The following is a 26,044-nucleotide window of genomic DNA, read 5'->3' on the forward strand; positions in this document are numbered from 1 at the left end:
GGGCACTGCGCTGGTGCGCGGTGGGCGAACACGCGGGTGGGGCGACGGCGAATAGCGGAGAATGGAACGAGTGAGCACTCTGAGTAGCAGGAGTTCGGCAGGCAATCCGAGCAAGGTGGTGGGGTCGCACCTCAGCGTCCGCGGGGCGCGGGTGCACAACCTCCACAACGTCGACCTCGAGATCCCGCGCGACGCGCTGGTCGTCTTCACGGGCCTGTCCGGCTCGGGCAAGTCGTCGCTCGCGTTCGACACGATCTTCGCCGAGGGGCAGCGCCGCTACGTCGAGTCGCTGTCGGCGTACGCGCGGCAGTTCCTCGGCCAGGTCGACCGGCCGGACGTCGACTTCATCGAGGGCCTGAGCCCCGCGGTGTCCATCGACCAGAAGTCCACCAACCGCAACCCGCGGTCGACGGTCGGCACGATCACCGAGATCTACGACTACATGCGCCTGCTCTGGGCGCGCATCGGCGTCCCGCACTGCCCGGTCTGCGGTGAGAAGATCCAGCGCCAGACTGTTCAGCAGATCGCCGACCAGCTCATGGAGCTGGAGCCCGGCACCCGCTACATGGTGGTCAGCCCGGTCATCTCGCAGAAGAAGGGCGAGTTCGTCGACCTCTTCAAGGAGCTCGCCGCGAGCGGCTACTCGCGCGCGATCGTGGACGGCGAGCAGATCCAGCTCAGCGAGCCGCCGACGCTCAAGAAGCAGTACAAGCACGACATCTCCGTGGTGGTCGACCGCCTCGTCGCGGGTCCCGACATCCTCGGCCGCCTGACCGACTCGCTGGAGACCGCGCTGCGGCTCACCGACGGCCTGGTGCGGGTCAACTTCGTGGACCGGGAGGGCCCGGAGGCGTGGCAGTCGTTCAGCGAGAAGCTGTCCTGCCCCAACGGCCACCCGATCCAGCTCACCGAGATCGAGCCGCGCACCTTCTCGTTCAACGCGCCGTTCGGCGCCTGCCCGGAGTGCTCCGGCCTCGGCACGCGCATGTCGGTGGACGAAGACCTCCTGCTCGGCGACGAGGAGCTCAGCATCGCCGAGGGCGTCATCGTCCCGTGGACCACGCAGGGCAAGGGCCTCTTCAACTACTACGAGAAGCTGCTCGACGGCCTCGCGCGGGACCTCGGCTTCTCGCTGAAGACGCCGTGGAAGAAGCTGCCGCAGAACGTCAGGGAGGCCGTCCTCCGCGGCGACAACTTCGAGGTCAAGGTGCGGTGGAAGAACCGCTACGGCCGCGAGATGTCCTACACGTCCGGCTTCGAGGGCGTCGTGCCCTACATCGAGCGCCAGTACGCACAGGCGGAGACCGACACCCAGCGCGCCCGCTGGGCCGAGTACCTCCGCGAGGTGCCGTGCCCGGTCTGCCAGGGCAAGCGGCTGAAGCCCGAGGTTCTCTCGGTGCTCGTCCACGGCGCGTCGATCGCCGACGCGTCCCTGCTCAGCCTGTCGGACGCGCGCGCGTTCATGGAGAAGCTGCACCTCACCGAGCGCGAGCAGAAGATCGGCGCGCAGGTGCTGCGGGAGATCAAGATCCGCCTCGACTTCCTCATCCAGGTCGGTCTGAGCTACCTCGACCTGGCCCGCGCGGCGGCGACGCTGTCGGGCGGCGAGGCGCAGCGCATCCGGCTGGCGACGCAGATCGGGTCGGGCCTCACCGGCGTGCTGTACGTGCTGGACGAGCCCAGCATCGGCCTCCACCAGCGCGACAACCGCCGCCTGATCGACACGCTCGTGGCTCTGCGCGACCTGGGCAACACGCTGATCGTGGTCGAGCACGACGAGGACACCATCCGCACGGCGGACTGGATCGTGGACATCGGCCCGGGCGCCGGCGTCAACGGCGGCCACGTGGTGCACTCCGGGTCGTACGACGAACTGCTCGCCAACACCGCGTCGCTGACCGGCGACTACCTGGCCGGGCGGCGCGAGATCGTCATCCCCGAGAAGCGGCGCAAGATCGACAAGAAGCGCGTGATCCGGGTGGTGGACGCTCAGGCCAACAATCTGAAGAAGGTGACGGTGGACTTCCCGCTCGGCGCCTTCGTGGCGGTCACCGGCGTCTCCGGCTCGGGCAAGTCGTCGCTGGTCAACGACATCCTGTACCGCGTGCTGGCCAACAAGCTCAACGGCGCCCGCAAACTGCCGGGCAAGCACCGCACGGTGACCGGCCTCGAGAACCTCGACAAGGTCGTGCACGTCGACCAGGCGCCGATCGGGCGCACGCCGCGTTCCAACCCGGCGACCTACACAGGCGTCTTCGACCGCATCCGCACCCTGTTCGCCGAGACGCCGGAGGCCAAGGTCCGCGGCTACCTGCCCGGCCGGTTCAGCTTCAACGTCAAGGGCGGTCGGTGCGAGACGTGCTCGGGCGACGGCACGATCAAGATCGAGATGAACTTCCTGCCCGACGTCTACGTGGCGTGCGAGGTGTGCGGGGAGCGCGGTACAACCGCGACACCCTGACGGTGCACTACAAGGGCAAGAACATCGCCGAGGTGCTCGACATGCCGATCAGCGAGGCGGCGGAGTTCTTCCGGCCGATCTCGGCGATCCACCGCTACCTGCAGACCCTCGTCGACGTCGGCCTGGGCTACGTGCGGCTCGGTCAGAGCGCCACGACGCTCTCGGGCGGCGAGGCGCAGCGCGTCAAGCTCGCGACGGAGCTGCAGCGCCGGTCGAACGGCCGCAGCGTGTATGTGCTCGACGAGCCCACCACCGGGCTGCACTTCGAGGACGTCCGCAAGCTCCTGCTGGTGCTCAACGGCCTGCTCGACAAGGGCAACACGGTCATCGTCATCGAGCACAATCTCGACGTCATCAAGTCGGCCGACTGGATCATCGACATGGGTCCGGAGGGCGGCGCCGGCGGCGGCGAGGTGATCGCGACCGGAACACCGGAGCAGGTGGCGGAGACGCCGGGGAGCCACACGGGCTACTTCCTCAAGGAGATCCTGCAGGGGGAGGGCGCGCTCGGCAGCGAACGTGTCCGCGGCGCCGCGTAGGATCACGCTGTGCAGAGTACGGACACGGTCGGCTACCGCCCCAAGGCCGGCGAGATCCCCACACAGCCGGGCGTGTACCGGTTCCGCGACAAGAACAGGCGAGTGCTGTACGTCGGCAAGGCGAAGAACCTCCGCGCCCGGCTGAGCAACTACTTCCAGCCGCTGCGGAGCCTCCACGAGCGCACCCGGCGCATGGTCACCACGGCGTCGAGCGTCGAGTGGACGGTCGTCGCCAGCGAGTTCGAGGCGCTGCAGCTCGAATACACCTGGATCAAGGAGTTCAATCCGCCGTTCAACGTGCAGTTCCGGGACGACAAGTCGTACCCGTACCTCGCGGTGACGCTGGGCGAGCGCATCCCGCGCGTCATGGTCACCCGCAACCGGAACCTCAAGGATGCGCGCTACTTCGGCCCATACACGAAGGTCTGGGCGATCCGCGACACGGTGGACCTCATGCTGAAGGCCTTCCCGGTGCGGAGCTGCTCCGACGGCGTCTTCCGCCGCGCCGAGCTGACCGGGAGGCCATGCCTGCTCGGCGACATCGGCAAGTGCGCCGCGCCGTGCGTCGGGCGGATCAGCCCGGAGGACCACCGCGAACTCGCTGAGGACTTCGTCTCCTTCATGGCGGGCAACGACACGAAGCACATCCGCGACCTCACCGAGAAGATGAAGCAGGCGGCGAGCACGCTCGACTACGAGGCCGCGGCCCGGCATCGCGACGCGATCGGCGCGCTCGAGGCCGCGATGGGCAAGAGCGCCGTGGTGCTGCAGGAGAACGTGGACCTCGACGCCTTCGGCATCGCGCACGACGAGCTCGCCGCCGCGGTGCAGCAGTTCATCGTCCGCGGCGGCCGCATCCGCGGTGTGCGCTCCTGGGTGGTCGACAAGGAGCTGGACATCTCGCTGGGCGAGCTGGTGGAGACGGTGCTCCAGAACGCGTACGAGGGCACGGACGCGCCGCCGCGCGAGATCATCGTGCCCGAGCTGCCGGAGGACGCCACCGAGCTGGAGCAGTGGCTCATGGCCCGGCGGGTGGAGGCCGAAGAGGCCGGCCCGGTGCGCCGTGGCCCGAAGTCGACCGGACGCGTGGAGCTGCGGGTCGCCCAGCGCGGCGACAAAGCAGCGCTCGCGCAGACCGCGGAGATGAACGCCAAGAACGCGCTGATCCTCTACAAGACCCGGCGCAGCTCCGACTTCGTCGCGCGGTCGAAGGCTCTCAATGACATCCAGGACGCCCTCGGCATGGCCGAGGCGCCGCTCCGGATGGAGTGCTTCGACGTGTCGCACCTGAGCGGCACCAACATCGTCGCCTCGATGGTCGTGTTCGAGGACGGGCTGCCCCGCAAGGACCAGTACCGCCGCTTCAGCATTCCCGAGTCCACCGACGACACCGAATCGATCCACCAGGTCATCTCGCGCCGGCTCGCGTACCTGAAGGACGGGGGCGACCAGCCCGATGCGGAGCAGTCCGACGCGGAGCAGCCCGACGCGGAGCAGCGCGACGACGAAGGCGACGACCCGGAGATCGACGTCGACGCCGAGCTCGCGGAGGCCGTCGAGCGCCGCCGCCGCAAGTTCTCCTACCCGCCGAACCTCCTCATCGTCGACGGCGGCCAGCCGCAGGTCGCCGCCGCGCAGCGCGCCCTGGACGAGTCGGGGGTGACCGGCATCCAGCTCGCCGGCATCGCCAAACGTCTGGAGGAGATCTGGCTGCCCGACTCCGACTTCCCGGTCATCCTGCCGCGCAACAGCGACGCCCTATTCCTGGTGCAGCGCATCCGCGACGAGGCGCACCGCTTCGCGATCACGTACCAGCGGGCGCGGCGCAAGCGCGACATCTCGACCGTGCTGGGCGAGATCCCCGGCCTCGGACCTGCGCGCGTGAAGGAGTTGCTCAAGCACTTCGGCTCGGTGGCCCAGCTCCGCCAGGCGACGCCCGAGCAGATCGCGGAGGTGCGCGGCGTCGGCCCGACGATCGCGGCCGCCGTCCACGAGCGCCTCGCCGCGGACTGAAAGGCCCGCGCAGAAGCGCGCGGAGCCGGAAACCCCCTCGGCGCGTCGGGTCAGTCGCTAGGCTGGTCGCACCCGGTCAGAGAAGGAGAGCACGTGGCGAGCGACGTCGACACGAACGCCGAGCAGCAGGAAGTGCTGATCGTCACCGGGATGTCGGGGGCGGGCCGGTCCACGGTCGCCAACGCCCTCGAAGACCTCGACTGGTACGTGGTCGACAACCTTCCTCCGCAGATGCTGCGGCCGCTGATCGAGCTGGCGAACCGAGCCGAGTCCGGGCTGCCGCGCATCGCCGCGGTGGTCGACGTCCGCGGCCGCAATTTCTTCGAAGACCTGCAGGAGATGATCCAGAGCCTGCGCGAGGGCACCAAGGTGCGCGTGCTCTTCCTGGAGGCCTCCGACGCCGTGCTCGTCCGACGCTTCGAGCAGGTGCGCCGCCCGCACCCGCTGCAGGGCAACGGAACCATCCTCGACGGCATCGAGGCCGAGCGTGCCCGGCTGCGCGAGATCCGCGAGGCGAGCGACATCATCGTCGACACCACGGATCTGAACATCCACCAGCTCGCCACCAACATCACCGAGACCTTCGCGGCGGAGGACACCGCCGGCGTGCAGGTGACCGTGATGAGCTTCGGCTTCAAGTACGGCCTCCCGCCGGACGCCGACCTGGTCGCCGACGCGCGGTTCCTCCCGAACCCGTTCTGGAACCCCGAGCTGCGCCCGCACACCGGGCTGGACGAGATCGTCCGCGACTACGTGCTCCAGCAGGACGGAGCAGAGGAGTTCATCGACGGCTACACCGCCGCGATGCGCCCGATCTTCGCCGGCTACCAGCGGGAGAACAAGCGGCACGCGATGATCGCGATAGGCTGCACGGGAGGGAAGCACCGGTCCGTCGCGATAGCCGAAGAGCTCGCGACCCGGTTGAGGGGCTTCCCCGGCGTCGCGGTCAACACCAAGCACCGCGACCTGGGCCGTGAATGATGCCGGCCGCCCACTTCACGGCGTGACCCGCGCCGTCTTTCACAGTTAGGAATCCGATTGGCTCTCACCGCCGACGTCAAAGACGAACTCACGAAGGTCGAAGTCAGCAAGACGACCGTCCGCGCCGCGGAGCTCGCGACCATCCTGCGGTTCTCGGGTGGACTGCACCTGATCGGCGGCCGGATCGCGGTCGAGAGCGAGTTGGACACCCCCGAGCTCGCGCGCCGCGTCCGGAAGGACCTGGCCGAGCTGTACGGCGTCCGCAGCGACGTGTCGGTCATCTCGGCCTCCGGCGTCCGCCGCGCCAGCCAGTACCTGGTCCGCGTGCTGGAGGGCGGCGAGACCCTCGCCCGCCAGACCGGCCTGCTGGACGCACGGCGGCGTCCGATCCGCGGCCTCCCGAACCGGCTCACCACGGGTTCCCGCGACGAGCTCGCGGCCGTCTGGCGCGGCGCGTTCCTCGCGCACGGCTCGCTGACCGACCCGGGCCGTTCCGCCGCTCTGGAGGTCACCTGCCCCGGCAACGAGGCCGCGATGGCCCTCGTCGGCGCCGCCGGCCGCCTCGGTGTGTCCGCCAAGGCCCGCGAGGTGCGCGGGGTGCACCGCGTCGTGATCCGCGACGGCGAGGCGATCAGCGCGATGCTGGTGCAGATGGGTGCGGTGGAGACCGTCGCCAACTGGGAGGAGCTCCGCCAGCGCCGCGAGGTGCGCGCGACCGCCAACCGCCTGGTGAACTTCGACGACGCCAACCTGCGCCGCTCCGCCCAGGCCGCCGTCGCCGCCTGCTCGCGCGTCGAGCGCGCCCTGGAGATCCTCGGGCCTGACATCCCGGAGCACCTGCGCTACGCCGGCGAGCTGCGCCTCGCGCACCGCGACGCCAGCCTCGACGAGCTCGGCCACCATGCCGACCCGCCCATGACGAAGGACGCCGTGGCCGGCCGCATCCGCCGCCTCCTGGCGATGGCCGACAAGAAGGCGTCCGACCTGGACATCCCCGGCACGGACGCCAACCTCCCGGCCGACCTGGATGAGGTGTAGTTTCCGGATGGGCGTGCGGCCGGGAAGAGACCTGAGGCCGGCCGGGTTGCCGTCACTAGACTGAACATGTCGCCCGAATCGGGAATCGAAGAAGAACAACTGTGGAGATGAGTAATGGCTGACTACACGCTGCCTGACCTTCCGTACGACTACGCGGCCCTGGAGCCGAACATCAGCGGCCGGATCATGGAGCTGCACCACGACAAGCACCACAAGACCTACGTCGACGGCGCCAACACCGCCATCGCCAAGCTGGCCGAGGCGCGCGACGCCGACGACCTGACGTACGTCAACAAGCTGCAGAAGGACCTGGCGTTCAACCTCGCCGGCCACGTCAACCACACGGTCTTCTGGAACAACCTGTCCCCGGAGGGCGGCGACAAGCCGACCGGTGAGCTTGCTGCGGCGATCGACGAGTTCTTCGGCTCGTTCGACAAGTTCCGCGCCCACTTCACCGCCTCGGCGCTCGGCATCCAGGGCTCCGGCTGGTCGATCCTCGCGTGGGACTCGCTGGGCCAGAAGCTCATCATCGAGCAGCTCTACGACCACCAGGGCAACCTCGCGGCGGCGACCATCCCGCTGCTCATGCTCGACATGTGGGAGCACGCGTTCTACCTCGACTACGTGAATGTCAAGGCGGATTACGTCAAGGCATTCTGGAACATCACCAACTGGGCGGACGTGAACGACCGCTTCGTGAAGGCCCGCGAGAAGACCGCGGGTCTGCTGCTACTGTCGTAGCGGGTCGGCGTCCCGGGAGGGAGCCCTCCCGGGACGCCGCCGTCCGCCACAACACCCACACGGCGCCGTCCGGCGCCACCATCAAGCAACGGGAGACATCTGTGTCCGTAAAGATCGGAATCAACGGGTTCGGTCGCATTGGTCGCAACTACCTGCGCGCGGCCCTCGCCAAGGGCAGCGACCTCGAGATCGTCGCGGTGAACGACCTCACCGACAACAAGACGCTCGCGCACCTGCTCAAGTACGACTCCATCACGGGCCGCCTGGACGCCACGGTGGAGCTCGAGGGCGACAGCATCGTCGTCAACGGCAAGCCGATCAAGGTCCTCGAGGAGCGCGACCCCGCCAACCTCCCGTGGGGCGAGCTGGGCGTCGACATCGTCATCGAGTCGACCGGCCGCTTCACCAAGGCCGCCGACGCCAAGAAGCACATCGAGGCCGGCGCCAAGAAGGTCATCATCTCCGCTCCGGCCACCGACGAGGACGCCACGTTCGTCATGGGCGTGAACGAGCACCTGTACGACCCGGAGACGCACAACATCATCTCCAACGCGTCGTGCACCACCAACTGCCTCGCGCCGCTGGCCAAGGTCTTCAACGACGAGTTCGGCATCGAGCGCGGTCTGATGACCACGGTGCACGCCTACACCGCCGACCAGAACCTGCAGGACGGCCCGCACAGCGACCTCCGCCGTGCCCGCGCCGCCGCGATCAACATCGTCCCGACCTCCACCGGAGCCGCCAAGGCCATCGGCCTGGTCCTCCCGGAGCTCAAGGGCAAGCTCGACGGCTTCGCGCTGCGCGTCCCGGTCCCCACCGGCTCGATCACCGACCTGACCGTCACCGCCTCGCGCCCCGTCACCATCGACGAGGTCAAGGCCGCATACAAGAAGGCCGCCGAGGGTCCGCTCAAGGGCATCCTCAAGTACACCGAGGACGAGATCGTCTCCTCCGACATCGTGTCCGACCCGCACTCGTCGATCTTCGACTCCGGTCTGCTGCGCGTCCTCGGCGACCAGGTCAAGCTCTCGAGCTGGTACGACAACGAGTGGGGCTACTCCAACCGTCTGGTCGACCTGACCGAGTACGTCGCCGAGCGTCTGTAAGGGCCGGGAACCGACGTGACGCTCCGCACCCTCGACTCACTCGGTTCGCTCGCGGGAAAACGCGTCGTCGTCCGCTGTGATCTGAACGTCCCCCTCCAGGACGGGAAGATCACGGACGACGGTCGCGTGCGAGCGTCGATTCCCACCCTGGACGCCCTGATCAATCAGGGTGCCAAGGTGGTCGTGATCTCCCACCTGGGCCGCCCGGAGGGCGCGCCCGACTCGAAGTACAGCCTGGCGCCGGTGGCCCAGCGGCTCTCGGAGCTGCTCGGCAAGCCGGTGACCTTCGCGCAGGACACGGTCGGCGCGGGCGCCGAGTCCGCGGTCGCCGCCCTGAAGGACGGCGACGTGGCCTTGCTGGAGAACCTCCGGTTCAACCCGGGGGAGACCGCCAAGGACGAGGCCGAGCGCGCGGCGTTCGCCGCCAAGCTCGCCGCCTTCGGCGACGCGTTCGTGTCGGACGGCTTCGGCGTCGTCCACCGCAAGCAGGCCAGCGTGTACGAGCTCGCCCAGGCGCTCCCGAGCGCTGCGGGCACGCTCATCGCGGCCGAGCTCGACGTGCTCGACCGCCTCACCGAGAACCCCGAGCGACCGTACGCGGTCGTGCTCGGCGGCTCCAAGGTGTCCGACAAGCTCGGGGTCATCGGCCACCTGCTCCCGCGGGTGGACTCGCTGCTCATCGGCGGCGGCATGCTGTTCACCTTCCTCGCAGCGCTCGGCCACAAGGTCGGCTCGAGCCTGCTGGAGGCCGACCAGCTCGACACGGTGAAGGGCTACCTGGCGAAGGCCGAGGAGCTCGGCGTCCAGATCGTCCTGCCGCGCGACGTGGTCGTGGCCTCGAAGTTCGGCGCCGACGCGGAGCACGTGGTGCGCCCGATCGACGGGATCGAGGACACCGACTGGGGCGCCTCCGGGCTCGGCCTCGACGTCGGCCCGGAGACCGGCGAGCTGTTCTCGGAGTACATCCGCGGCGCCCGCACCGTGTTCTGGAACGGCCCGATGGGCGTCTTCGAGCTGGCGCCGTTCGCGGCGGGCACGAAGGCGATCGCGCAGGCGCTCACCGAGGTCGACGGCCTCGGCGTCGTCGGCGGCGGCGACTCCGCGGCGGCCGTGCGGGCGCTCGGCTTCTCCGACGATCAGTTCGGTCACATTTCTACGGGTGGCGGCGCGAGCCTCGAATTCCTCGAGGGCAAGCACCTGCCGGGTCTGGAGGTCCTGGGATGGCAGCAGTGAACGAGTCCGCGCGGCGGGTCCCGCTGATCGCGGGCAACTGGAAGATGAACCTCGACCACCTGCAGGCGATAGCGGTCGTCCAGAAGCTGGCGTGGACCCTCAAGGACGCCGGGCACGACTACTCGGCCGTCGAGGTCGCCGTCTTCCCGCCGTTCACCGACCTGCGCAGCGTTCAGACGCTGATCTCGGCGGACAAGCTGCCGATCGCGTTCGGCGGCCAGGACGTCTCCGAGCACGACTCGGGCGCCTACACCGGCGAGATCGCGGCGTCGTTCCTCGCCGCCCTCGAGTCGCGCTACGTCCTCATCGGCCACTCGGAGCGGCGCACGCTGCACAACGAGACGGACGAGCAGGTCGCGGCCAAGGTCGCTCAGGCGATCAAGAACAACATCGCGCCGATCATCTGCGTCGGCGAGACGGCGGAGGACCTGGAGGTCCACGGCGCGAGCGCCGTCCCGGTCGCGCAGCTCCGCGCTGCCCTGGCGTCCGTCGACTCGGCGGCCGACTTCGTGGTCGCGTACGAGCCGGTGTGGGCCATCGGGTCCGGCCAGGCGGCGACGCCGGAGCAGGCCGAGCAGGTCGCCGCGGCGCTGCGCGCGGTCATCGTCGAGCTGCTCGGCGAGGACGTCGCGGCCAAGTCCCGCATCCTCTACGGCGGCTCGGTGAAGTCGGGCAACATCGCCGGCTTCATGCGCGAGCCGAACGTCGACGGCGCGCTCGTCGGCGGCGCGAGCCTGGACGTGGCCGAGTTCTCGGCCATCATCCGCTACCAGAAGCACGTCGGAGTCTGAGGGCGCGCGGCGGCTCCCCGGACGTCGGGTGAGCTGCCGCGCCCATCCGCGGTTATACTGGTCGTTGGTTTTGCCGGGCGTCGGCCCTATCGCATCGAAAGGTCAAGCGTGCAGATTCTCACGGTCATCCTCCAGGTATTGCTGGGGATCACCAGCCTCCTGCTGACCCTCCTCATCCTGTTGCACAAGGGACGCGGAGGCGGCCTCTCCGACATGTTCGGCGGCGGCGTCACCTCCAACCTGGGCGCCTCGGGCGTCGCCGAGCGCAATCTCAACAGGATCACCGTCATTCTCGGGCTCATCTGGATCACCTGCATCGTCGTCCTCGGGCTCATCACCAAATTCAGCGCCTGACCGGCGCGCCTTCACCAGAGGAGAAGCATGGCATCCGGAGGAAGCGCAATCCGCGGCTCGCGCGTCGGCGCGGGCCCGATGGGCGAACAGGACCGGGGGTTCCACGCCGAGCGCGTGGCCGTCTCGTACTGGGACGCCCTCGGCAACGAGACCGTCCGCTATTTCGCGGCGAACCTGCCCGACGAGGAGATCCCCGATGTGATCGACTCGCCGTCGACCGGCCTCCCGGCCGGCCGCGACAAGGAGAACCCGCCGTCGGTCGCGAAGGCCGAGCCCTACAAGACGCACCTGGCCTATGTGAAGGAGCGCCGTTCGGAGGAGGAGGCGGAGCAGCTGCTCGACGACGCCCTCAACCAGCTCCGCGCCCGCCGCGGCAAGCCCACGAGCAACTAGCACGTACGAAGAAGCCCCGCCGGTCGATGACCGGCGGGGCTTCTTCACATCCACCGCAGAGGGGTCGCAACACGCCGTTTCGCTACGTGGCTAACGGCGTGTTGCGACCCCTGTGCGATCAGTAGCTGGGGGCGATCAGGTTTTCCGGAACGTCGACCGCGGCGTCCTTGTCCACGAAGAACACGGTGCGCTTGCGGCCTTTGGCGCCGGCGACCGGCACCTCGGTGTAGCTCGCGCCCGCGAGGGCGAGGCCGAGCGCGCTCGCCTTGTCGCTGCCCGACAGCACCAGCCAGATGCGGTCCGACGCGTTGAGCACCGGGCGGGTGAGGCTGAGCCGCAGGGGCGGCGGCTTCGGCGACTCGCGCTCAGCGATCACCGTGGCCTCCGTCTCGCGGATGCCCGCGCGGTCGGGGAACAGCGACGCGATGTGGCCGTCCGGGCCGACGCCGAGGAAGGTGATGTCGAACTTCGGAAAGGTCTGGCCCTCCGGAGCGAACGCCTCGAGCTCGGCGGCGTAGACGCGCGCAGCCTCATCGATGTCCGGGATCTCGTCCGACGCCGGGAACGGATGGATGTTCTCCGGCGGGACGGGGAGGTGGTCGAGGAGCGCCTCGCGCGCCTGGCGCTCGTTGCGCTCCTCGCTCGACTTCTCGACGAAACGCTCGTCGCCCCACCAGAAGTGCACCTTCGACCAATCGATGGTGTCGCGCGCGGGGAGCCGTTGACGGCCTCCAGCACCGCGATGCCCATCGTGCCGCCCGTCAGCGCGACATTCGCCGCGCCCAGGTCGTCGAGGATGTCGATCGTCTTGGTGAGGAAGCGGGCGGCCACCGACGCGGCGACTGCTTCCTTATCGGGGTGGACGAGCACCCGCCGTTCGTTCGTCATGCTGTCGCGCCCACTCCTTCGTCGGAGGCCTCGAGCAGCCCGAGACCCTTCGTGATGACCTCGCCGTACAGGTCGTCCGGGTCCAGCCTACGCAGTTCCTCGGCGAGACAGTCCCGGAGGTTGCGGCGCGGCAGCGACAGGTCGTGCGTCGGCTGGCCCGGCTGCGAGAGACGGGCCACGTTCGGGACCTCGCGCTCGAGCTCGATGGTGCCGGACTCGCGCTCCATCTTGACGCCGTGGATGCCGCCGGAGCCGATCGCGCGCGAAGCGAGATCGTACTGCACGGGCACCTGGAGCCGCAGGCGCAGCCACGCGGCGAGCAGGAGGGTGGAGGGCGAGTCGGCCGCACCGGCGACCTCCACCGAGGTGATCGGCTCGTACGGCGGCTGGTCGAGCACCGCGGCGAGCTGTGCGCGCCACAACGTGAGCCGCGTCCAGGCGAAGTCGGTGTCTCCCGGGGCGTACGTGTCGGCGAGGTGGAAAAGCGCCTCCTGCGGGTTCGGCTGGGCCGATGCGTCGGTGATGCGGATCGTAGCGATCCGGCCGAGCGGGGAGTGCGACGCCTTCGCGGGCGCGATCCCCGGCCACCAGACGACGACGGGAGCGTCGGGGAGCAGCAGGCCGGTGACCAGCCCCTCCTCGTCGCTCGCGGTCTCGCCGTAGGCGCGGAGGACGATGACCTCGCTCGCGCCCGCGTCGCCGCCCACGCGGATCTGGGCGTCCAGACGACCGGAGTCCGTGTGGCTGCGCTCTTCCTCGGTGGAGACCACGATGACGCGCATCGGGTGCTCGCGGGAGGCGTCGTTGGCGGCCTCGATGGCCTCCTCCTCCTGACCGAGGTGGGTCGCGATGACCAGCGTCAGCACGCGCCCGAGGGCGACGGCGCCGCCCTCCTCGCGGATCTTGACGAGCGCCTTCGAGATGTTGCTCGTCGTGGTGTCGGGCAGATCGACGATCATGGACGCCTCCAGACGCGGCCGTCGCGGGCGAGGAGCTCGTCGGCGGAAGTCGGGCCCCAGGTTCCGGGGCGGTACTGCTCGGGCTGGCCCTGCGTGGCCCAGAACCCCTCGATCGGGTCGAGGATCTTCCAGGACAGCTCGACCTCTTCGTGCCGCGGGAACAGCGGCGGATCGCCCAGCAGGACGTCGAGGATGAGCCGCTCGTAGGCCTCCGGGCTCGCCTCGGTGAACGCGTGGCCGTAGCCGAAGTCCATGCTCACATCGCGCACCTGCATGCCGGCGCCGGGGACCTTCGAGCCGAAGCGGATGGTCACGCCCTCGTCGGGCTGCACGCGGATGACGAGCGCGTTCTGGCCGAGCGCGCTGGTCTGCGACTCCGCGAAGAGCTGCTGCGGCGCGCGCTTGAACACGACCGCGATCTCGGTGACCCGGCGGCCCAGGCGCTTGCCCGCCCGCAGGTAGAACGGGACTCCGGCCCAGCGGCGGGTGCCGATCTCCAGCTTGATCGCGGCGTACGTCTCCGTGGTGGACTGCGGGTTCATGCCGTCCTCGTCCAGGAATCCGACGACCTTCTCGCCGCCCTGCCAGCCGCTGGAGTACTGACCCCGTGCGGTCGATTTGGCAAGGTCCTCGGGCAGGCGGACGGCCGCGAGCACCTTCTCCTTCTCGGCGCGGAGGTCCGCGGCGTCGAAGGAGATGGGCTCCTCCATCGCCGTGAGGGCGAGGAGCTGCAGGAGGTGGTTCTGGATGACGTCGCGCGCCGCGCCGATGCCGTCGTAGTAGCCGGCCCGGCCGCCCACGCCGATGTCCTCGGCCATCGTGATCTGCACGTGGTCGACGTAGTTTGCGTTCCAGATCGGCTCGTACAGCTCGTTCGCGAAGCGCAGCGCCAGGATGTTCTGGACCGTCTCCTTGCCGAGGTAGTGGTCGATGCGGAACACCGAGTCCGGCGGGAACACCGACTCGACGACCTTGTTGAGCTCGCGCGCGGTCTTCAGGTCGCTGCCGAACGGCTTCTCGATGACGACGCGGCGCCAGCCGACGCCCGACTGGTCGGCGAGCCCCGACTTCTTGAGCTGCTCGGTGACGAGCGGGAACGCCTTCGGCGGGATGGACAGGTAGAACGCGTGGTTGCCCATCGTGCCGCGCTCGATGTCCAGCTTCTCGACGGTCTCCTTGAGCCGCGCGAACGCCTCGGCGTCGTCGAACTCGCCCGAGACGAAACGGATGCCCTGAGCGAGCTGCTTCCACACATCGTCGTCGAACGGGGTGCGCGCGTACTGCTTGACCGCGTCGTAGACGACCTTCTCGAAGTCCTGGTCCTCCCAGTCGCGCCGGGCGAACCCGACGAGCGAGAAGCCGGGCGGCAGGAGGCCGCGGTTCGCAAGGTCGTAGACGGCCGGCATCAGCTTCTTGCGCGACAGGTCGCCCGTCACGCCGAAGATGATGAGGCTGCTCGGCCCCGCGATGCGGTTGAGGCGACGGTCGGAGGGCAACCGCAGGGGATTGAACTCCGGGGTGATCTCCACCGGTGACATCTGGCTCCTCTAGTTGACGGCCTCGAACAGCGAGACGACGTCGGCCTCGGGGTTCGAGAGGGTCAGGGTCAGCACCGGGCGGCCGTGCTCGCCGAGCACGCTCGCGTCGCCGGCGGCCTGGGCCTGGATGAGCTGGCCGAACGTGAACGGACGGTCGGGGATCTCCAGGTCTTCCGGCGCAGCCGCGGTGATCTGCAGGAACACGCCGACGGCGGGGCCGCCCTTGTGGAACTGTCCGGTCGAGTGCAGGAAGCGCGGACCCCACCCGAAGGTGACGGGGCGGCCCGCCTTGGCGGCGAGCAGGTCGCGGATGCCCGCGAGCTGCGGCAGCGCCAGCCGGTCGACGTAGGCCTGCACCGAGACGTAGCCGTCCGGTCCGAGCTGCGCGAGGAGGGCGTCCACCGCGCCGTCGAGCATCGACGCGTCGCCGAGGAACGAGCCGGTGGTGCGCACCTCGACGCCGCCCGCGGTGAAGGCGGGTGCGGCGGGCTCCGGGCGGTTCTCGAGCAGCGCGCGGGCGGCGACCTTGGCGGCCTCCACGTCGGGCTGGTCGAACGGGTTGATGCCGAGCAGTCGGCCGGCGACCGCGGTGGCGTACTCCCACACGATGAGCTGGGCGCCCAGGCTGCCCGAGACGAGGATCTCGCCCTCGTGCCGGTTCGCCGGGAACAGGTGGTGCGCCTCCGCATTGGCGACGAGCCGCACGACCTGGAGGTCGGCTGGCTTCGACGACAGCTCGGGAGCGAGCGTGTCGAGGACGACGGGGAGCAGGCCGGTGCCCTCCTTACCCGTGGACTCCGCGATGAGCTGTTCGGCCCAGTCGGCGAACCCGACGATGTGGGTGCCGTCGGCGACGATGCCCAGCTTGTCTTTGAGCGGGTTGCTGCCGGCGATCGCCGCACCGAGCACGAGGCCCGGGTTGGCGTCGTTGTCGACGGCCAGCTCGATGAGCGTCGCCTCCGCCTCGTCCAGCAGCTCGGAGATGTCCACGCCGGCCAGGCCGGACGGGACCAGCCCGAAGGCGGTGAGCGCCGAGTAGCGGCCACCCACGTTGGGGTCGGCGTTGAAGACGCGGTAGCCCGCCTCGCGCGCCGACTGGTCGAGCGGCGAGCCCGGGTCGGTGACCACGACGATGCGCTCCACCGGGTCGATTCCGGCGTCGCGGAACCACTTCTCGTAGACGCGCTTCTGGCTGTCGGTCTCCAGCGTCGAGCCCGACTTGGAGGAGATGACCACTGCGGTCGCCTGGAGGCGGTCGTGCAGGGCCGACAGCACCTGGCCGGGGTCGGTCGAGTCGAGGACCGTGAGCTCGGCCTCCGCGGTACGCGTGATGACCTCCGGTGCGAGCGAGGAGCCGCCCATACCGCCGAGGACGATGTGGTTGACGCCCTTGGCGTGGAGCTGCTCGCGCAGCGCGACGATCTCGGCGACCAGGGGGCGGGAGATCGCTACGGCCTCGGTCCAGCCGAGGCGCTTGGCGGCCTCCGGCTCCGCGGCCGGGCCCCAGAGGGCGGCGTCCTGAGCCGTGATGCCGGACGCGACCCGGTCCGCGACGAGCTGGGGCACGACCGACGCGACGGCCTGGGCCGCCGCGCCGGTGACGTGGATGCGGAAGGTCACTTGGCCGCCTCCAGAGCGTTGGTGACGGTCTCGACGAGCTCGCCCCACGAGACGTTGAACTTGTCGACGCCCTCGCGCTCGAGGGTGGCGGTCACGTCGTCGTAGTCGATGCCGAGTCCGGCCAGCGCGTCCAGGACGCCCTTCGCGTCGGCGTAGTTGCCGGTGACGGTGTCACCGGTGATCTCGCCGTGGTCGAAGGTCGCCTCCAGCGTCTTCTCCGGCATGGTGTTGACCGTGTTCGGCGCGACCAGCTCGGTGACGTAGAGGGTGTCGGGCAGGCTCGGGTCCTTGACGCCGGTGGAGGCCCAGAGCGGGCGCTGCTCGTTCGCGCCCGCGGCCACGAGGGCCTTGGCGCGGTCGGTGGCGAACTCCTGCTCGTACAGCTCGTAGGCGAGGCGGGCGTTGGCGACGCCGGCCTTGCTCTTGAGCGCGTGGGCCTCGTCCGTGCCGATGGCGGTCAGGCGCTTGTCGACCTCGGTGTCCACGCGGGACACGAAGAACGACGCGACCGACTGGATGCCGGCGAGGTCGATGCCCGCGGCCTTCGCCTTCTCGAGGCCGGTCAGGTAGGCGTCGATGACCTGGCGGTAACGCTCGAGGCTGAAGATCAGCGTGACGTTGACGCTGATGCCGGCCGCGATGGTCTCGGTGATGGCCTCGAGGCCCTCGACCGTCGCCGGGATCTTGATGAGCACGTTGGGCTTGTCGACCTTGGCGGCGAGCTTCTTGGCCTGCTCGATGGTGCCGTGCGCGTCGTGCGCGAGGCCGGGCTCCACCTCGATGGAGACGCGGCCGTCGACGCCGTTCGAGGCCTCGAAGACGTCGTGGAAGATGTCGCTGGCGTCGGCGACGTCGTCGGTCGTGATCTGGAAGATCGCGTCCTCGACGCTCGTGCCGGCGGCGGCGAGCTCCTTCACCTGGGCGTCGTACGCCTCGCCCTTGGAGAGGGCCGCGGCGAAGATCGTCGGGTTGGTGGTCACGCCGACGACGTTGCGCTCGGCGATCAGCTTCTGGAGGCCGCCCGTGGCGATGCGCTCACGGGACAGGTCGTCCAGCCAGATGCTGACGCCGGCGGCGGAGAGCTCGGCCGTGGGGGAGGAGGTGGTGGAAGTGGTGTCGGTCATCGTGGTTTCTTCTTCTCTTCTTCCGTGCTCGCGCTCAGAGCGACGCGAGCGATTCCTTGGCTGCGGCGACGGCGTGCTCGGTGGTCATGCCGAACTCGCGGAACAGCGTCTTGTAGTCCGCCGAGGCGCCGAAGTGCTCGATCGAGACGCTGCGGCCGTGGTCGCCGACGATCTTGTCCCAGGCGAGGGCCAGGCCGGCCTCGATCGAGACGCGGGCTTTCAGGCCGGCCGGGAGGACCTTCTCCTGGTAGGCGGCGTCCTGCTCGTGGAACCACTCGAGGCAGGGGCGGAGACGACGCGGGCGTTGATGCCCTCGCCGCGCAGCACCTCGCGCGCCTCGAGCGCGATCTGCACCTCGGAGCCGGTGGCGATGAACAGCACGTCGGGGGTGCCGCCCGGGGCCTCGGCCAGGATGTACGCGCCCTTGGCGACGTTGGCCGCCGAGGCGAGCGTGTCGCCGGTGGCCTCGCCGTCGCCGCGCTCGAACACCGGGATGTTCTGGCGGGTCAGGGCGATGCCGGCGGGGCCGCCACGGCGCTCCAGGATGGTCTTCCAGGCGTAGGCGACCTCGTTGGCGTCGCCCGGGCGGACGACGTCGAGGTGCGGGATGGCGCGCAGCGTCGAGAGCTGCTCGATCGGCTGGTGCGTCGGGCCGTCCTCGCCGAGCGCGACGGAGTCGTGCGTCCAGACGAAGATCGACGGCACCTGCATGAGCGCCGCCAGGCGAATCGCCGGGCGCTGGTAGTCGCTGAAGATCAGGAACGTGCCGCCGAACGGGCGCGTCGGACCGTGCAGCACGATGCCGTTGAGGATCGCGGCCATCGCGTGCTCGCGGATGCCGAAGTGCAGCACGCGGCCGTACGGGTTGCCGGTCCACTCGTGGGTCGAGTGCTCGGTGGGCACGAACGACGCGGCGCCCTCGATGGTGGTGTTGTTCGACTCGGCGAGGTCGGCCGAGCCGCCCCACAGCTCGGGCATGACGCCCGCGATGGCGTTGATGACCTTGCCGCTGGCTGCACGGGTGGAGACGTCCTTGCCGGCCTCGAAGACCGGGAGAGCGTCCTCGAAGCCCTCGGGGACGGCGCCCGACAGCAGCCGGTCGAGGAGCTCCTTGCGCTCCGGGTTGGCGGCGGCCCAGGCGTCGAAGCCCTTCTGCCACTCGGCGTGCTCCTCCGCGCCGCGATCCACGGCCTTGCGGGTGTGCTCGATGACGTCCTCGGCGACCTCGAACGTCTGGTCGGGGTCGAAGCCGAGCACCTCCTTGACGGCGCGCAGCTCGTCGGCGCCGAGGGCGGAGCCGTGGATCTTGCCGGTGTTCTGCTTCTTCGGCGAAGGCCAGCCGATGATGGTCTTCAGAACGATCAGCGACGGCTTGTCGGTGACCTGCTGGGCGTTGACGATGGCCTGGTGCAGCTCCTGCACGTCCTCCTCGTAGACGCCGGTCTTCTTCCAGTCGACCACCTGGACGTGCCAGTGGTACGCCTCGTAGCGGGCCTTGACGTCCTCGGTGAAGGCGATGTTGGTGTCGTCCTCGATCGAGATCTGGTTGGCGTCGTAGATGGCGATCAGGTTGCCGAGCTGCTGGTGGCCGGCGAGGCTGGAGGCCTCGGAGCTGATGCCTTCCTCCAGGTCGCCGTCGCTCGCGATGACGTAGACGAAGTGGTCGAACGGGCTCGTCCCCGGCGCGGCGTCCGGGTCGAACAGGCCGCGCTCGAAGCGCTGGGCGTACGCGAAGCCGACCGACGAGGAGATGCCCTGGCCGAGCGGTCCGGTGGTGATCTCGACGCCCTTGGTGTGGCGGTACTCGGGGTGGCCGGGGGTGAGCGAGCCCCAGGTGCGGAGCGCCTTGAGGTCGTCGAGCTCGAGGCCGTAGCCGCCGAGGTAGAGCTGGATGTACTGGGTGAGCGAGCTGTGGCCTGCGGACAGGATGAAGCGGTCGCGGCCGAGCCAGTGCTCGTCGTGCGGGTCGCGGCGCATCACCTTCTGGAACAGCAGGTATGCGGCGGGGGCGAGGCTCATCGCCGTGCCGGGATGCCCGTTGCCCACCTTCTCCACCGCATCGGCCGCGAGGACGCGGACCGTGTCTACTGCCTTGTTGTCAATGGGATCCCACTGCAGAGCTGCCACGTGAAAACTGACCCTTCCTAGATGTGGTGAGGGTCGTCGTGTTACCCGCACCGGTTGAGGTAGTGCGCGCCGTGGACGTCATCGGCGCCGGCCCCGTTCTCCGTCACAGTCCTACAAATCGGAGGCAAGTGAAAGGGGGCCCGGCTGGCGAGCATCTCCAAGTATAGGTAACACGCACGAAACCTGGGGTGTTCCTGCAGGTCCGTGCGCTACCGCGCAGCGCACCGCCGCGGAAGACTGCGGAACAGCGGTCGTGTCGTAGACTTGTCGCGGTCTGTAACAATCCGCACAGTCGCCGGGACACTTCGTGAGACCGGCGTCCCGGGGCCGCATGATCCCTTAATACCGAGGAGCAATGGACGTCGCCGTAGAGAGCCGTGTCGAACCGGCGAGCCGCATCGGTGTCGCGCGCAAGGCGAAGGCGTACCTCGCCCTCACCAAGCCGCGTGTGGTCGAACTGCTGCTGGTCACGACCGTTCCCACGATGATCCTCGCCGCGCACGGCATCCCGAACCTCTGGCTGGTGCTGGCCACGGTGGTCGGCGGCTACATGTCGGCGGGCTCCGCCGGCGCGTTCAACTGCTACATCGACCGCGACATCGACCGCGTGATGCGCCGTACCAAGAAGCGCCCGCTGGTCACCGGGGAGCTCAGCGACCGCGAAGCGCTGGTGTTCGCGTGGGCGCTCGGCATCGCGTCGGTGCTCGTGCTCGGCTTCTTCACGAACTGGGTCGCTGCGGCGCTGTCCGTCGCCGCCATCCTGCTCTACGTCGTCTTCTACACGTTGATCCTCAAGCGCCGGACCGCGCAGAACATCGTCTGGGGCGGCATCGCAGGCTGCATGCCCGTGCTGATCGGCTGGGCCGCCGTCACCGGGTCGCTCGCCTGGCCGCCGGTCATCCTGTTCGGCATCATCTTCCTCTGGACGCCGCCGCACTACTGGCCGCTGTCGATGAAGTACCGCGAGGACTACAAGGAGGCCGGCGTGCCGATGCTCGCGGTCATCCGCGGTCGCTCGGTCGTGGGCCTGCAGGTCATCCTCTACGCGTGGGCGATGGTCGCGTGCTCGCTGCTGCTCATCCCGGTGGCGCACATGGGACTCGTCTACACGGTGGTCGCCCTGGGCGCCGGCGGCTGGTTCCTCTACGAGTCGCACCGCCTCTACAACCTCGCGATCCGACACGAGCACGTCTCGCCGATGCGCGTGTTCCACGGCTCCATCGCCTACCTGACGCTGATCTTCCTCGCCGTCGCGATCGACCCGCTGCTCTGGTTCTGACGCGCGATTCGTGCCGAATGCGGTGATTGCGCGCCACATTCACGTGATTCGTGCCGAATGTGCGCCATGCGCTTCGTGCCGAATGTGGTGAATCGGCGGCCGTTTCGCGCGATTCGTGCCGAATCGTGGCGGCGCTGCTACGGTTCTCAGCGTGCAGGCGCTGAGGACGGCGCGGCTCGTGCTGGACGCGCCGCGGGAGACCGATGTCCCCGCCGTGTTCGACGCCTGTCAGGATCCGGAGATCGCGCGCTGGATCCCACTTCCTGAGCCGTACACGCGCGAGAGCGCCGAGTTCTTCGTGCACTCGTACGTTCCGCACGGGCTGGCCAGCGGCCGGTTCACGGTGTGGGCGGTCCGGGAGGGCGAGACGGCTCCGCTCGTCGGCGCGGTCGAGGTCCGGCGCGACGAGGCGGACGGCGCGGCCTCCCTCGGCTGCTGGCTCGCGCCCTCCGCGCGCCGGAGGGGTGTGATGACGGAGGCGCTGACGGCGGTCTGCGCCCTCGCCCTCTCGCCCGACGGTCTCGGCTTCGACCGGCTGCACTGGGAATACCTGCCGGGCAACGAGGCGAGCAGGCGGCTCGCCGAGGCGGTCGGATTCGACTTCGCCGGTGCGCAGCCGCACGTCGTGGACTTCCACGACGAACGGCGCGAGGCGCTGACCGGCGTGCTACGCCGCGACGACGTCCGCGGCTGAGCCGGCGGCGACGGCGTCGCGCGGCGCGGTGGCCTTCAGCGACAGGAGCACGGCGGTCATCACCGAGGCCAGCGTCGCGGCCAGGGTCATGTGGATGCCCACGAGGACCCCGGGCAGGCCGGTGTTGGACTGGATGAGCCCCACGGCGATCTGCACGAGCTCCACCCCGAGCAGGAGGAGCGTCAAGCGGTGCACAGGCGTCGCGGTGATCCGCCATGCGCCGATCACCAGGACGAGCGTCAGGGCGAAGGTCAGGTACGCCGGCGTGGCGTGCACGTGCTCGATGATCTCGGGGTTCAGGCCGGTGCGCGGGGTGTTGGGGTCGCCGGCGTGCGGGCCGGTGCCCGTCGTGACGATGCCGAGGACGATCGTCACTCCGACGACGACGCTCGTGATGTACGCGGTGACGGCGTACCAGCCCGGGACGGCGCGAACGCGGGGGCCGGGCACGGCGTACACCCGGACGAGGAACACCGTCGTCAGCGCGACCAGCACGATGGAGGTGATGAAGTGCAGGCCGACCACCCACCAGGTGAGCCGGATGAGGACCGTGATCCCGCCGAGGACGGCCTGGAACGGCACGCCGAGGCCTGCGGCGAAGGCGAGCCAGAACAGGTCGCGCCGCGAGCGGAGGAGTTTGACGACCATCAGGAACGCGAGGATCGCGAGGATCGCCAGCACCCCGCCGAGCATCCGGTTGCCGAACTCGATCACGCCGTGGATCCCCATCTCCGGGGTGTTCACGATGGAGTCGGCGGTGCACTTCGGCCACGTCGGGCAGCCGAGCCCGCTGGAGGTGAGCCGCACGGCGCCGCCCGTGGTCACGAGCAGGATCTGCGCCGCGAGGTAGAGCCAGGCGACGACCCTGGTGCGCTTCTCGACACGGTCGGGCAGCCACGCGATGATGCGTTTCATAAGTTCCTGGATCCTTCAGATCTGATCGATACTCGGCCAACGTGCAGGCGCGCCTCTACTATTACCGCTTCGCACCTGTAGAATTGGTGGGTTCGAGAAACGCGCGACCCTGCGCGTGCCCGGAGGCGTTTCCTCGCTTGCGGCCGGGGCACTGTCGCCCATGTCCTCGATCATTTTAGGTAAGCACTGTGTTCGTACGCAGCAAAGCCACCCGCACAATCAAGACGCTCTCGGCGCCGGGCAGCCGCACGCCGCGGGAGGAATGAGCCGGACTGATATCCGGTTGAAGGTGGTAGGAAACGAGGTAGATATGTCAGACATCCTGATCGACCGGCCAGAACTCGCGAGCCTCGGGCAGTACGAGTTCGGCTGGGCGGACTCCGACGCCGCGGGCGCCTCCGCGCGTCGCGGGCTCGGCCCCGAGGTGGTGAAAGACATCTCCAACCTCAAGAACGAGCCGGACTGGATGCTGCAGCGCCGCCTCAAGGCCCTCCAGCTCTTCGAGCGCAAGCCGATGCCGACCTGGGGCGCCGACCTGTCGGAGATCGACTTCGACAACATCAAGTACTTCGTCCGCTCCACCGAGAAGCAGGCCCAGAGCTGGGAGGACCTGCCGGAGGACATCCGCAACACCTACGAGAAGCTCGGCATCCCCGAGGCCGAGCGTCAGCGCCTCGTCGCCGGCGTCGCCGCGCAGTACGAGTCCGAGGTCGTCTACCACCAGATCCGCGAGGACCTGGAGCAGCAGGGCGTCATCTTCCTCGACACCGACACCGCGCTCAGGGAGCACCCGGAGATCTTCCAGGAGTACTTCGGCACGGTCATCCCGGCCGGGGACAACAAGTTCGCCGCTCTCAACACGGCCGTCTGGTCGGGCGGCTCGTTCGTGTACGTGCCCAAGGGCGTCCACGTCGAGATCCCGCTCCAGGCCTACTTCCGCATCAACACGGAGAACATGGGCCAGTTCGAGCGCACGCTGATCATCGCCGACGAGGACAGCTACGTGCACTACATCGAGGGCTGCACCGCCCCGATCTACAAGTCCGACTCGCTGCACTCCGCGGTCGTCGAGATCATCGTGAAGAAGAACGCCCGCGTGCGTTACACGACCATCCAGAACTGGTCGAACAACGTCTACAACCTCGTCACCAAGCGCGCCACGGCCGCCGAGGGCGCGACGATGGAGTGGATCGACGGCAACATCGGCTCCAAGGTGACGATGAAGTACCCGTCGATCTACCTGATGGGCGAGCACGCCAAGGGCGAGACGCTCTCCGTCGCCTTCGCGGGCCCGGGCCAGCACCAGGACGCCGGAGCCAAGATGATCCACATGGCGCCGTACACGCAGTCCTCCATCGTCTCCAAGTCGATCGCCCGCGGCGGAGGCCGTGCCGGCTACCGCGGCGAGATCCGGGTGGACGCCAACGCGCACCACGCCGCGAACACCGTCCGCTGCGATGCGCTGCTGGTCGACTCCATCTCCCGGTCCGACACCTACCCGTCGATCGACATCCGGGTGGACGACGTGCAGCTCGGCCACGAGGCTACGGTCTCCCGCGTGAGCGAGGAGCAGCTCTTCTACCTGATGTCCCGGGGGCTCCCGGAGGACGAGGCCATGGCGATGATCGTCCGCGGCTTCATCGAGCCGATCGCTCGCGAGCTCCCGATGGAATACGCACTCGAACTCAACAAGCTCATCGAGATGGGCATGGAAGGCTCTGTCGGCTGATATGACGACCCCCAGCACACCGACGCAGACCCAGGAAGCGGCGCCGGCTCCTCGCCACCTGCGCGCGCCCGTCCCGGTCCAGACCCGCTCCGAGCGGTTCACCTCCACCCAGGTCGCCGACTTCCCGGACGTCACCGGCCGCGAGGTCATGTGGAAGCACACCCCGGTCGCCCGCCTCGCCGAGCTCATCTCGGGCGAGCTGGACGGCTCGCCGTACGTCTTCGACCTGACGCCCGCCCCCGGCGTGACCGCCTCCTGGATCGCCCGTGACGACGCCCGCGTCGGCGCCGCCGGCATCCCGGAGGACCGCGCCTCGGCGAACGCGTGGACGAACTTCGAGCAGGCCCTGCTCGTGTCCATCTCGGGCGACGAGCCGAAGGAGGCCACCCTCACGCGCGCGGCACTCGGCGGCCCCGCCCGTGCGGCGCACACCGTCGTGGAGGTCGCCCCCGGCGCCCACGCCACACTCATCCTGCAGAACAGCGGAGCGGCGCACCTGACCGAGAACGTCGAGTTCCTGCTCGGCGCCCACGCGAACCTCACGGTCGTCTCGGTGCAGGAGTGGGACGACGACGCCCTGCACGTCGCGGCCCACTTCGCCGAACTGGCCGAGGGTGCGCACATCAAGCACGTCGTCGTCACCCTGGGCGGAGGCGTCGTACGGCTGAACCCGTCGGCTCACCTCGCCGGCGCACGCGCCGACGCCGAGCTGCTCGGCGCCTACTTCGCCGACGCCTCGCAGCACCTCGAGCAGCAGGTCTACGTCCACCACGACGGCCCGGAGACCCGCAGCCGCGTCACCTACAAGGGCGCGCTGCAGGGCGAGGGCGCGCGAACGGTGTGGATCGGCGATGTGCTGATCGGCCCGAAGGCCGTCGGCACCGACACCTACGAGCAGAACCGCAACCTCGTGCTCACCGACGGCGCGCGCGCCGGCTCGGTTCCGAACCTCGAGATCGAGACCGGCGACATCGTCGGCGCCGGCCACGCCAGCGCGACGGGACGCTTCGACGACGAGCAGCTCTTCTACCTGCAGTCGCGCGGCATCCCGGAGGACGAGGCGCGCCGCCTGGTCGTTCGCGGCTTCCTGTTCGAGATCGTCCAGCAGATCGGTTCGCCGGCGCTCCAGGAGCGCCTGCAGGCCGCGATCGAGGCCGAGCTCGCGGTGTCCGTCACGGCGGCCGGCTGATGGCGGCCTCCCGCGTCGCCGCCGCGGCCGAACTGGTCGAGAACCAGGCGACCCGCGTGGTCGTCGACGGCGTTCCGATCGCGATCGTCAAGGACTCGGCCGGCGACATCCACGCCATCGGCGACACCTGCACGCACGGCGAGATCTCCCTCGCCGAGGGCTTCGTCGAGGGCGAGACGCTGGAGTGCTGGGCGCACGGCTCCCAGTTCTCGCTCGTCACCGGCAAGCCGCTCAACCTCCCGGCCTACGAGCCGGTTCCCGTCTTCCAGGTCGAGGTCATCGACGGAGACGTCTATATCGACCCGACCGTCACGAAAGAGATTCAGTAAGCA

General features: G+C 69.2%; 19 protein-coding genes and 3 pseudogenes. 15 read left to right on the forward strand and 7 right to left on the reverse strand.

Annotated elements, in window-relative coordinates; genetic code table 11:
* Positions 1–61 precede the first annotated feature (61 nt).
* The 10 genes and pseudogenes from uvrA (at position 62) to ACRAWC_RS00265 (ending at position 11,650) form a co-directional block, all read left to right on the forward strand.
* A pseudogene (gene uvrA, locus ACRAWC_RS00220) lies at positions 62–3,000 on the forward strand (excinuclease ABC subunit UvrA).
* Positions 3,001–3,009: 9 nt separating this feature from the next.
* Positions 3,010–5,013, forward strand: coding sequence for an excinuclease ABC subunit UvrC (gene uvrC / locus ACRAWC_RS00225; RefSeq protein ID WP_431345946.1), 2,004 nt, complete (start codon positions 3,010–3,012; stop codon positions 5,011–5,013).
* 93 nt (positions 5,014–5,106) lie between these two features.
* Positions 5,107–5,994 carry an RNase adapter RapZ gene (gene rapZ, locus ACRAWC_RS00230; RefSeq protein WP_431345947.1) on the forward strand — a complete coding sequence of 296 codons (888 nt, stop codon included), beginning with the start codon at positions 5,107–5,109 and terminating at the stop codon, positions 5,992–5,994.
* A 57-nt stretch (positions 5,995–6,051) separates the two neighbouring features.
* Complete coding sequence (whiA, locus tag ACRAWC_RS00235) at positions 6,052–7,032, forward strand: DNA-binding protein WhiA (RefSeq protein ID WP_431345948.1); 981 nt, start codon at positions 6,052–6,054, stop codon at positions 7,030–7,032.
* A gap of 114 nt (positions 7,033–7,146) precedes the next feature.
* Positions 7,147–7,773, forward strand: coding sequence for a superoxide dismutase (locus ACRAWC_RS00240; RefSeq protein WP_431345949.1), 627 nt, complete (start codon positions 7,147–7,149; stop codon positions 7,771–7,773).
* A gap of 101 nt (positions 7,774–7,874) precedes the next feature.
* Complete coding sequence (gene gap, locus ACRAWC_RS00245; protein WP_431345950.1) at positions 7,875–8,879, forward strand: type I glyceraldehyde-3-phosphate dehydrogenase; 1,005 nt, start codon at positions 7,875–7,877, stop codon at positions 8,877–8,879.
* Positions 8,880–8,894: 15 nt separating this feature from the next.
* On the forward strand, positions 8,895–10,112 hold the full coding sequence (locus tag ACRAWC_RS00250) for a phosphoglycerate kinase (protein WP_431345951.1): 1,218 nt from the start codon (positions 8,895–8,897) through the stop codon (positions 10,110–10,112).
* Positions 10,100–10,903: a triose-phosphate isomerase gene (tpiA, locus tag ACRAWC_RS00255; protein ID WP_431345952.1), complete on the forward strand. Its 804-nt coding sequence runs from the start codon at positions 10,100–10,102 to the stop codon at positions 10,901–10,903. Before ACRAWC_RS00250 ends, tpiA begins: the two co-directional genes overlap by 13 nt.
* A 108-nt stretch (positions 10,904–11,011) precedes the next feature.
* The gene (secG, locus tag ACRAWC_RS00260; RefSeq protein WP_179605831.1) at positions 11,012–11,257 is read left to right on the forward strand and encodes a preprotein translocase subunit SecG; all 246 of its coding nucleotides are present in this window, start codon (positions 11,012–11,014) and stop codon (positions 11,255–11,257) included.
* A gap of 27 nt (positions 11,258–11,284) precedes the next feature.
* Positions 11,285–11,650, forward strand: coding sequence for an RNA polymerase-binding protein RbpA (locus ACRAWC_RS00265; protein ID WP_431345953.1), 366 nt, complete (start codon positions 11,285–11,287; stop codon positions 11,648–11,650).
* Between the two features lie 118 nt (positions 11,651–11,768).
* Here ACRAWC_RS00265 and pgl read toward each other — a convergent pair.
* The 6 genes and pseudogenes from pgl to tkt form a co-directional block, all read right to left on the reverse strand.
* Positions 11,769–12,538, reverse strand: a pseudogene (pgl, locus tag ACRAWC_RS00270) (6-phosphogluconolactonase).
* Positions 12,535–13,497, reverse strand: a complete 963-nt coding sequence (locus ACRAWC_RS00275) for a glucose-6-phosphate dehydrogenase assembly protein OpcA (protein WP_431345954.1) — start codon at positions 13,495–13,497, stop codon at positions 12,535–12,537. The pseudogene pgl and the gene ACRAWC_RS00275 overlap by 4 nt, the downstream one beginning before the upstream one ends.
* Positions 13,494–15,035, reverse strand: a complete 1,542-nt coding sequence (gene zwf, locus ACRAWC_RS00280) for a glucose-6-phosphate dehydrogenase (protein ID WP_431345955.1) — start codon at positions 15,033–15,035, stop codon at positions 13,494–13,496. The genes ACRAWC_RS00275 and zwf overlap by 4 nt, the downstream gene beginning before the upstream one ends.
* A 9-nt stretch (positions 15,036–15,044) precedes the next feature.
* Positions 15,045–16,655 carry a glucose-6-phosphate isomerase gene (locus ACRAWC_RS00285; protein ID WP_431345956.1) on the reverse strand — a complete coding sequence of 537 codons (1,611 nt, stop codon included), beginning with the start codon at positions 16,653–16,655 and terminating at the stop codon, positions 15,045–15,047.
* Entirely contained in the window at positions 16,652–17,779 is a 1,128-nt protein-coding gene (tal, locus tag ACRAWC_RS00290) for a transaldolase (RefSeq protein WP_431345957.1), read from the reverse strand. The genes ACRAWC_RS00285 and tal overlap by 4 nt, the downstream gene beginning before the upstream one ends.
* A gap of 34 nt (positions 17,780–17,813) precedes the next feature.
* Positions 17,814–19,906: pseudogene (gene tkt / locus ACRAWC_RS00295) on the reverse strand (transketolase).
* Between the two features lie 355 nt (positions 19,907–20,261).
* Here tkt and ACRAWC_RS00300 point away from each other — a divergent pair.
* Both ACRAWC_RS00300 and ACRAWC_RS00305 read left to right on the forward strand, forming a co-directional pair.
* Positions 20,262–21,185 (forward strand): heme o synthase, encoded by a 924-nt coding sequence (locus ACRAWC_RS00300; RefSeq protein WP_431345958.1) that lies wholly within the window; start codon positions 20,262–20,264, stop codon positions 21,183–21,185.
* A 151-nt stretch (positions 21,186–21,336) separates the two neighbouring features.
* Positions 21,337–21,879: a GNAT family N-acetyltransferase gene (locus ACRAWC_RS00305; protein ID WP_431345959.1), complete on the forward strand. Its 543-nt coding sequence runs from the start codon at positions 21,337–21,339 to the stop codon at positions 21,877–21,879.
* Here the strand turns inward: ACRAWC_RS00305 and ACRAWC_RS00310 are convergent.
* Entirely contained in the window at positions 21,853–22,794 is a 942-nt protein-coding gene (locus ACRAWC_RS00310; RefSeq protein ID WP_431345960.1) for a COX15/CtaA family protein, read from the reverse strand. The two genes, ACRAWC_RS00305 and ACRAWC_RS00310, sit on opposite strands and share 27 nt — an antisense overlap.
* A gap of 310 nt (positions 22,795–23,104) precedes the next feature.
* Here ACRAWC_RS00310 and sufB point away from each other — a divergent pair, with 310 nt between their 5' ends.
* Genes sufB through ACRAWC_RS00325 form a run of 3 tightly spaced genes read left to right on the forward strand, consistent with a single transcriptional unit; the run spans position 23,105 to position 26,041 of the window.
* Positions 23,105–24,523, forward strand: a complete 1,419-nt coding sequence (gene sufB, locus ACRAWC_RS00315) for a Fe-S cluster assembly protein SufB (protein ID WP_431345961.1) — start codon at positions 23,105–23,107, stop codon at positions 24,521–24,523.
* 1 nt (position 24,524) lies between these two features.
* Positions 24,525–25,712: a Fe-S cluster assembly protein SufD gene (sufD, locus tag ACRAWC_RS00320; protein ID WP_431345962.1), complete on the forward strand. Its 1,188-nt coding sequence runs from the start codon at positions 24,525–24,527 to the stop codon at positions 25,710–25,712.
* Positions 25,712–26,041: a non-heme iron oxygenase ferredoxin subunit gene (locus ACRAWC_RS00325; RefSeq protein ID WP_431345963.1), complete on the forward strand. Its 330-nt coding sequence runs from the start codon at positions 25,712–25,714 to the stop codon at positions 26,039–26,041. The genes sufD and ACRAWC_RS00325 overlap by 1 nt, the downstream gene beginning before the upstream one ends.
* Positions 26,042–26,044: the final 3 nt, after the last annotated feature.

Source organism: Leifsonia sp. L25 (assembly GCF_050632895.1).

Bases quoted from the DNA above. Each gene is read 5' to 3' on its own strand.
- ACRAWC_RS00240 (WP_431345949.1), top strand. From the start codon at position 7,147: ATGGCTGACTACACGCTGCCTGACCTTCCGTACGACTACGCGGCCCTG.
- tpiA (WP_431345952.1), top strand. From the start codon at position 10,100: ATGGCAGCAGTGAACGAGTCCGCGCGGCGGGTCCCGCTGATCGCGGGC.
- ACRAWC_RS00265 (WP_431345953.1), top strand. From the start codon at position 11,285: ATGGCATCCGGAGGAAGCGCAATCCGCGGCTCGCGCGTCGGCGCGGGC.
- ACRAWC_RS00275 (WP_431345954.1), bottom strand. From the start codon at position 13,497: ATGATCGTCGATCTGCCCGACACCACGACGAGCAACATCTCGAAGGCG.
- zwf (WP_431345955.1), bottom strand. From the start codon at position 15,035: ATGTCACCGGTGGAGATCACCCCGGAGTTCAATCCCCTGCGGTTGCCC.
- tal (WP_431345957.1), bottom strand. From the start codon at position 17,779: ATGACCGACACCACTTCCACCACCTCCTCCCCCACGGCCGAGCTCTCC.
- ACRAWC_RS00300 (WP_431345958.1), top strand. From the start codon at position 20,262: ATGGACGTCGCCGTAGAGAGCCGTGTCGAACCGGCGAGCCGCATCGGT.
- ACRAWC_RS00310 (WP_431345960.1), bottom strand. From the start codon at position 22,794: ATGAAACGCATCATCGCGTGGCTGCCCGACCGTGTCGAGAAGCGCACC.
- sufB (WP_431345961.1), top strand. From the start codon at position 23,105: ATGTCAGACATCCTGATCGACCGGCCAGAACTCGCGAGCCTCGGGCAG.
- sufD (WP_431345962.1), top strand. From the start codon at position 24,525: ATGACGACCCCCAGCACACCGACGCAGACCCAGGAAGCGGCGCCGGCT.
- ACRAWC_RS00325 (WP_431345963.1), top strand. From the start codon at position 25,712: ATGGCGGCCTCCCGCGTCGCCGCCGCGGCCGAACTGGTCGAGAACCAG.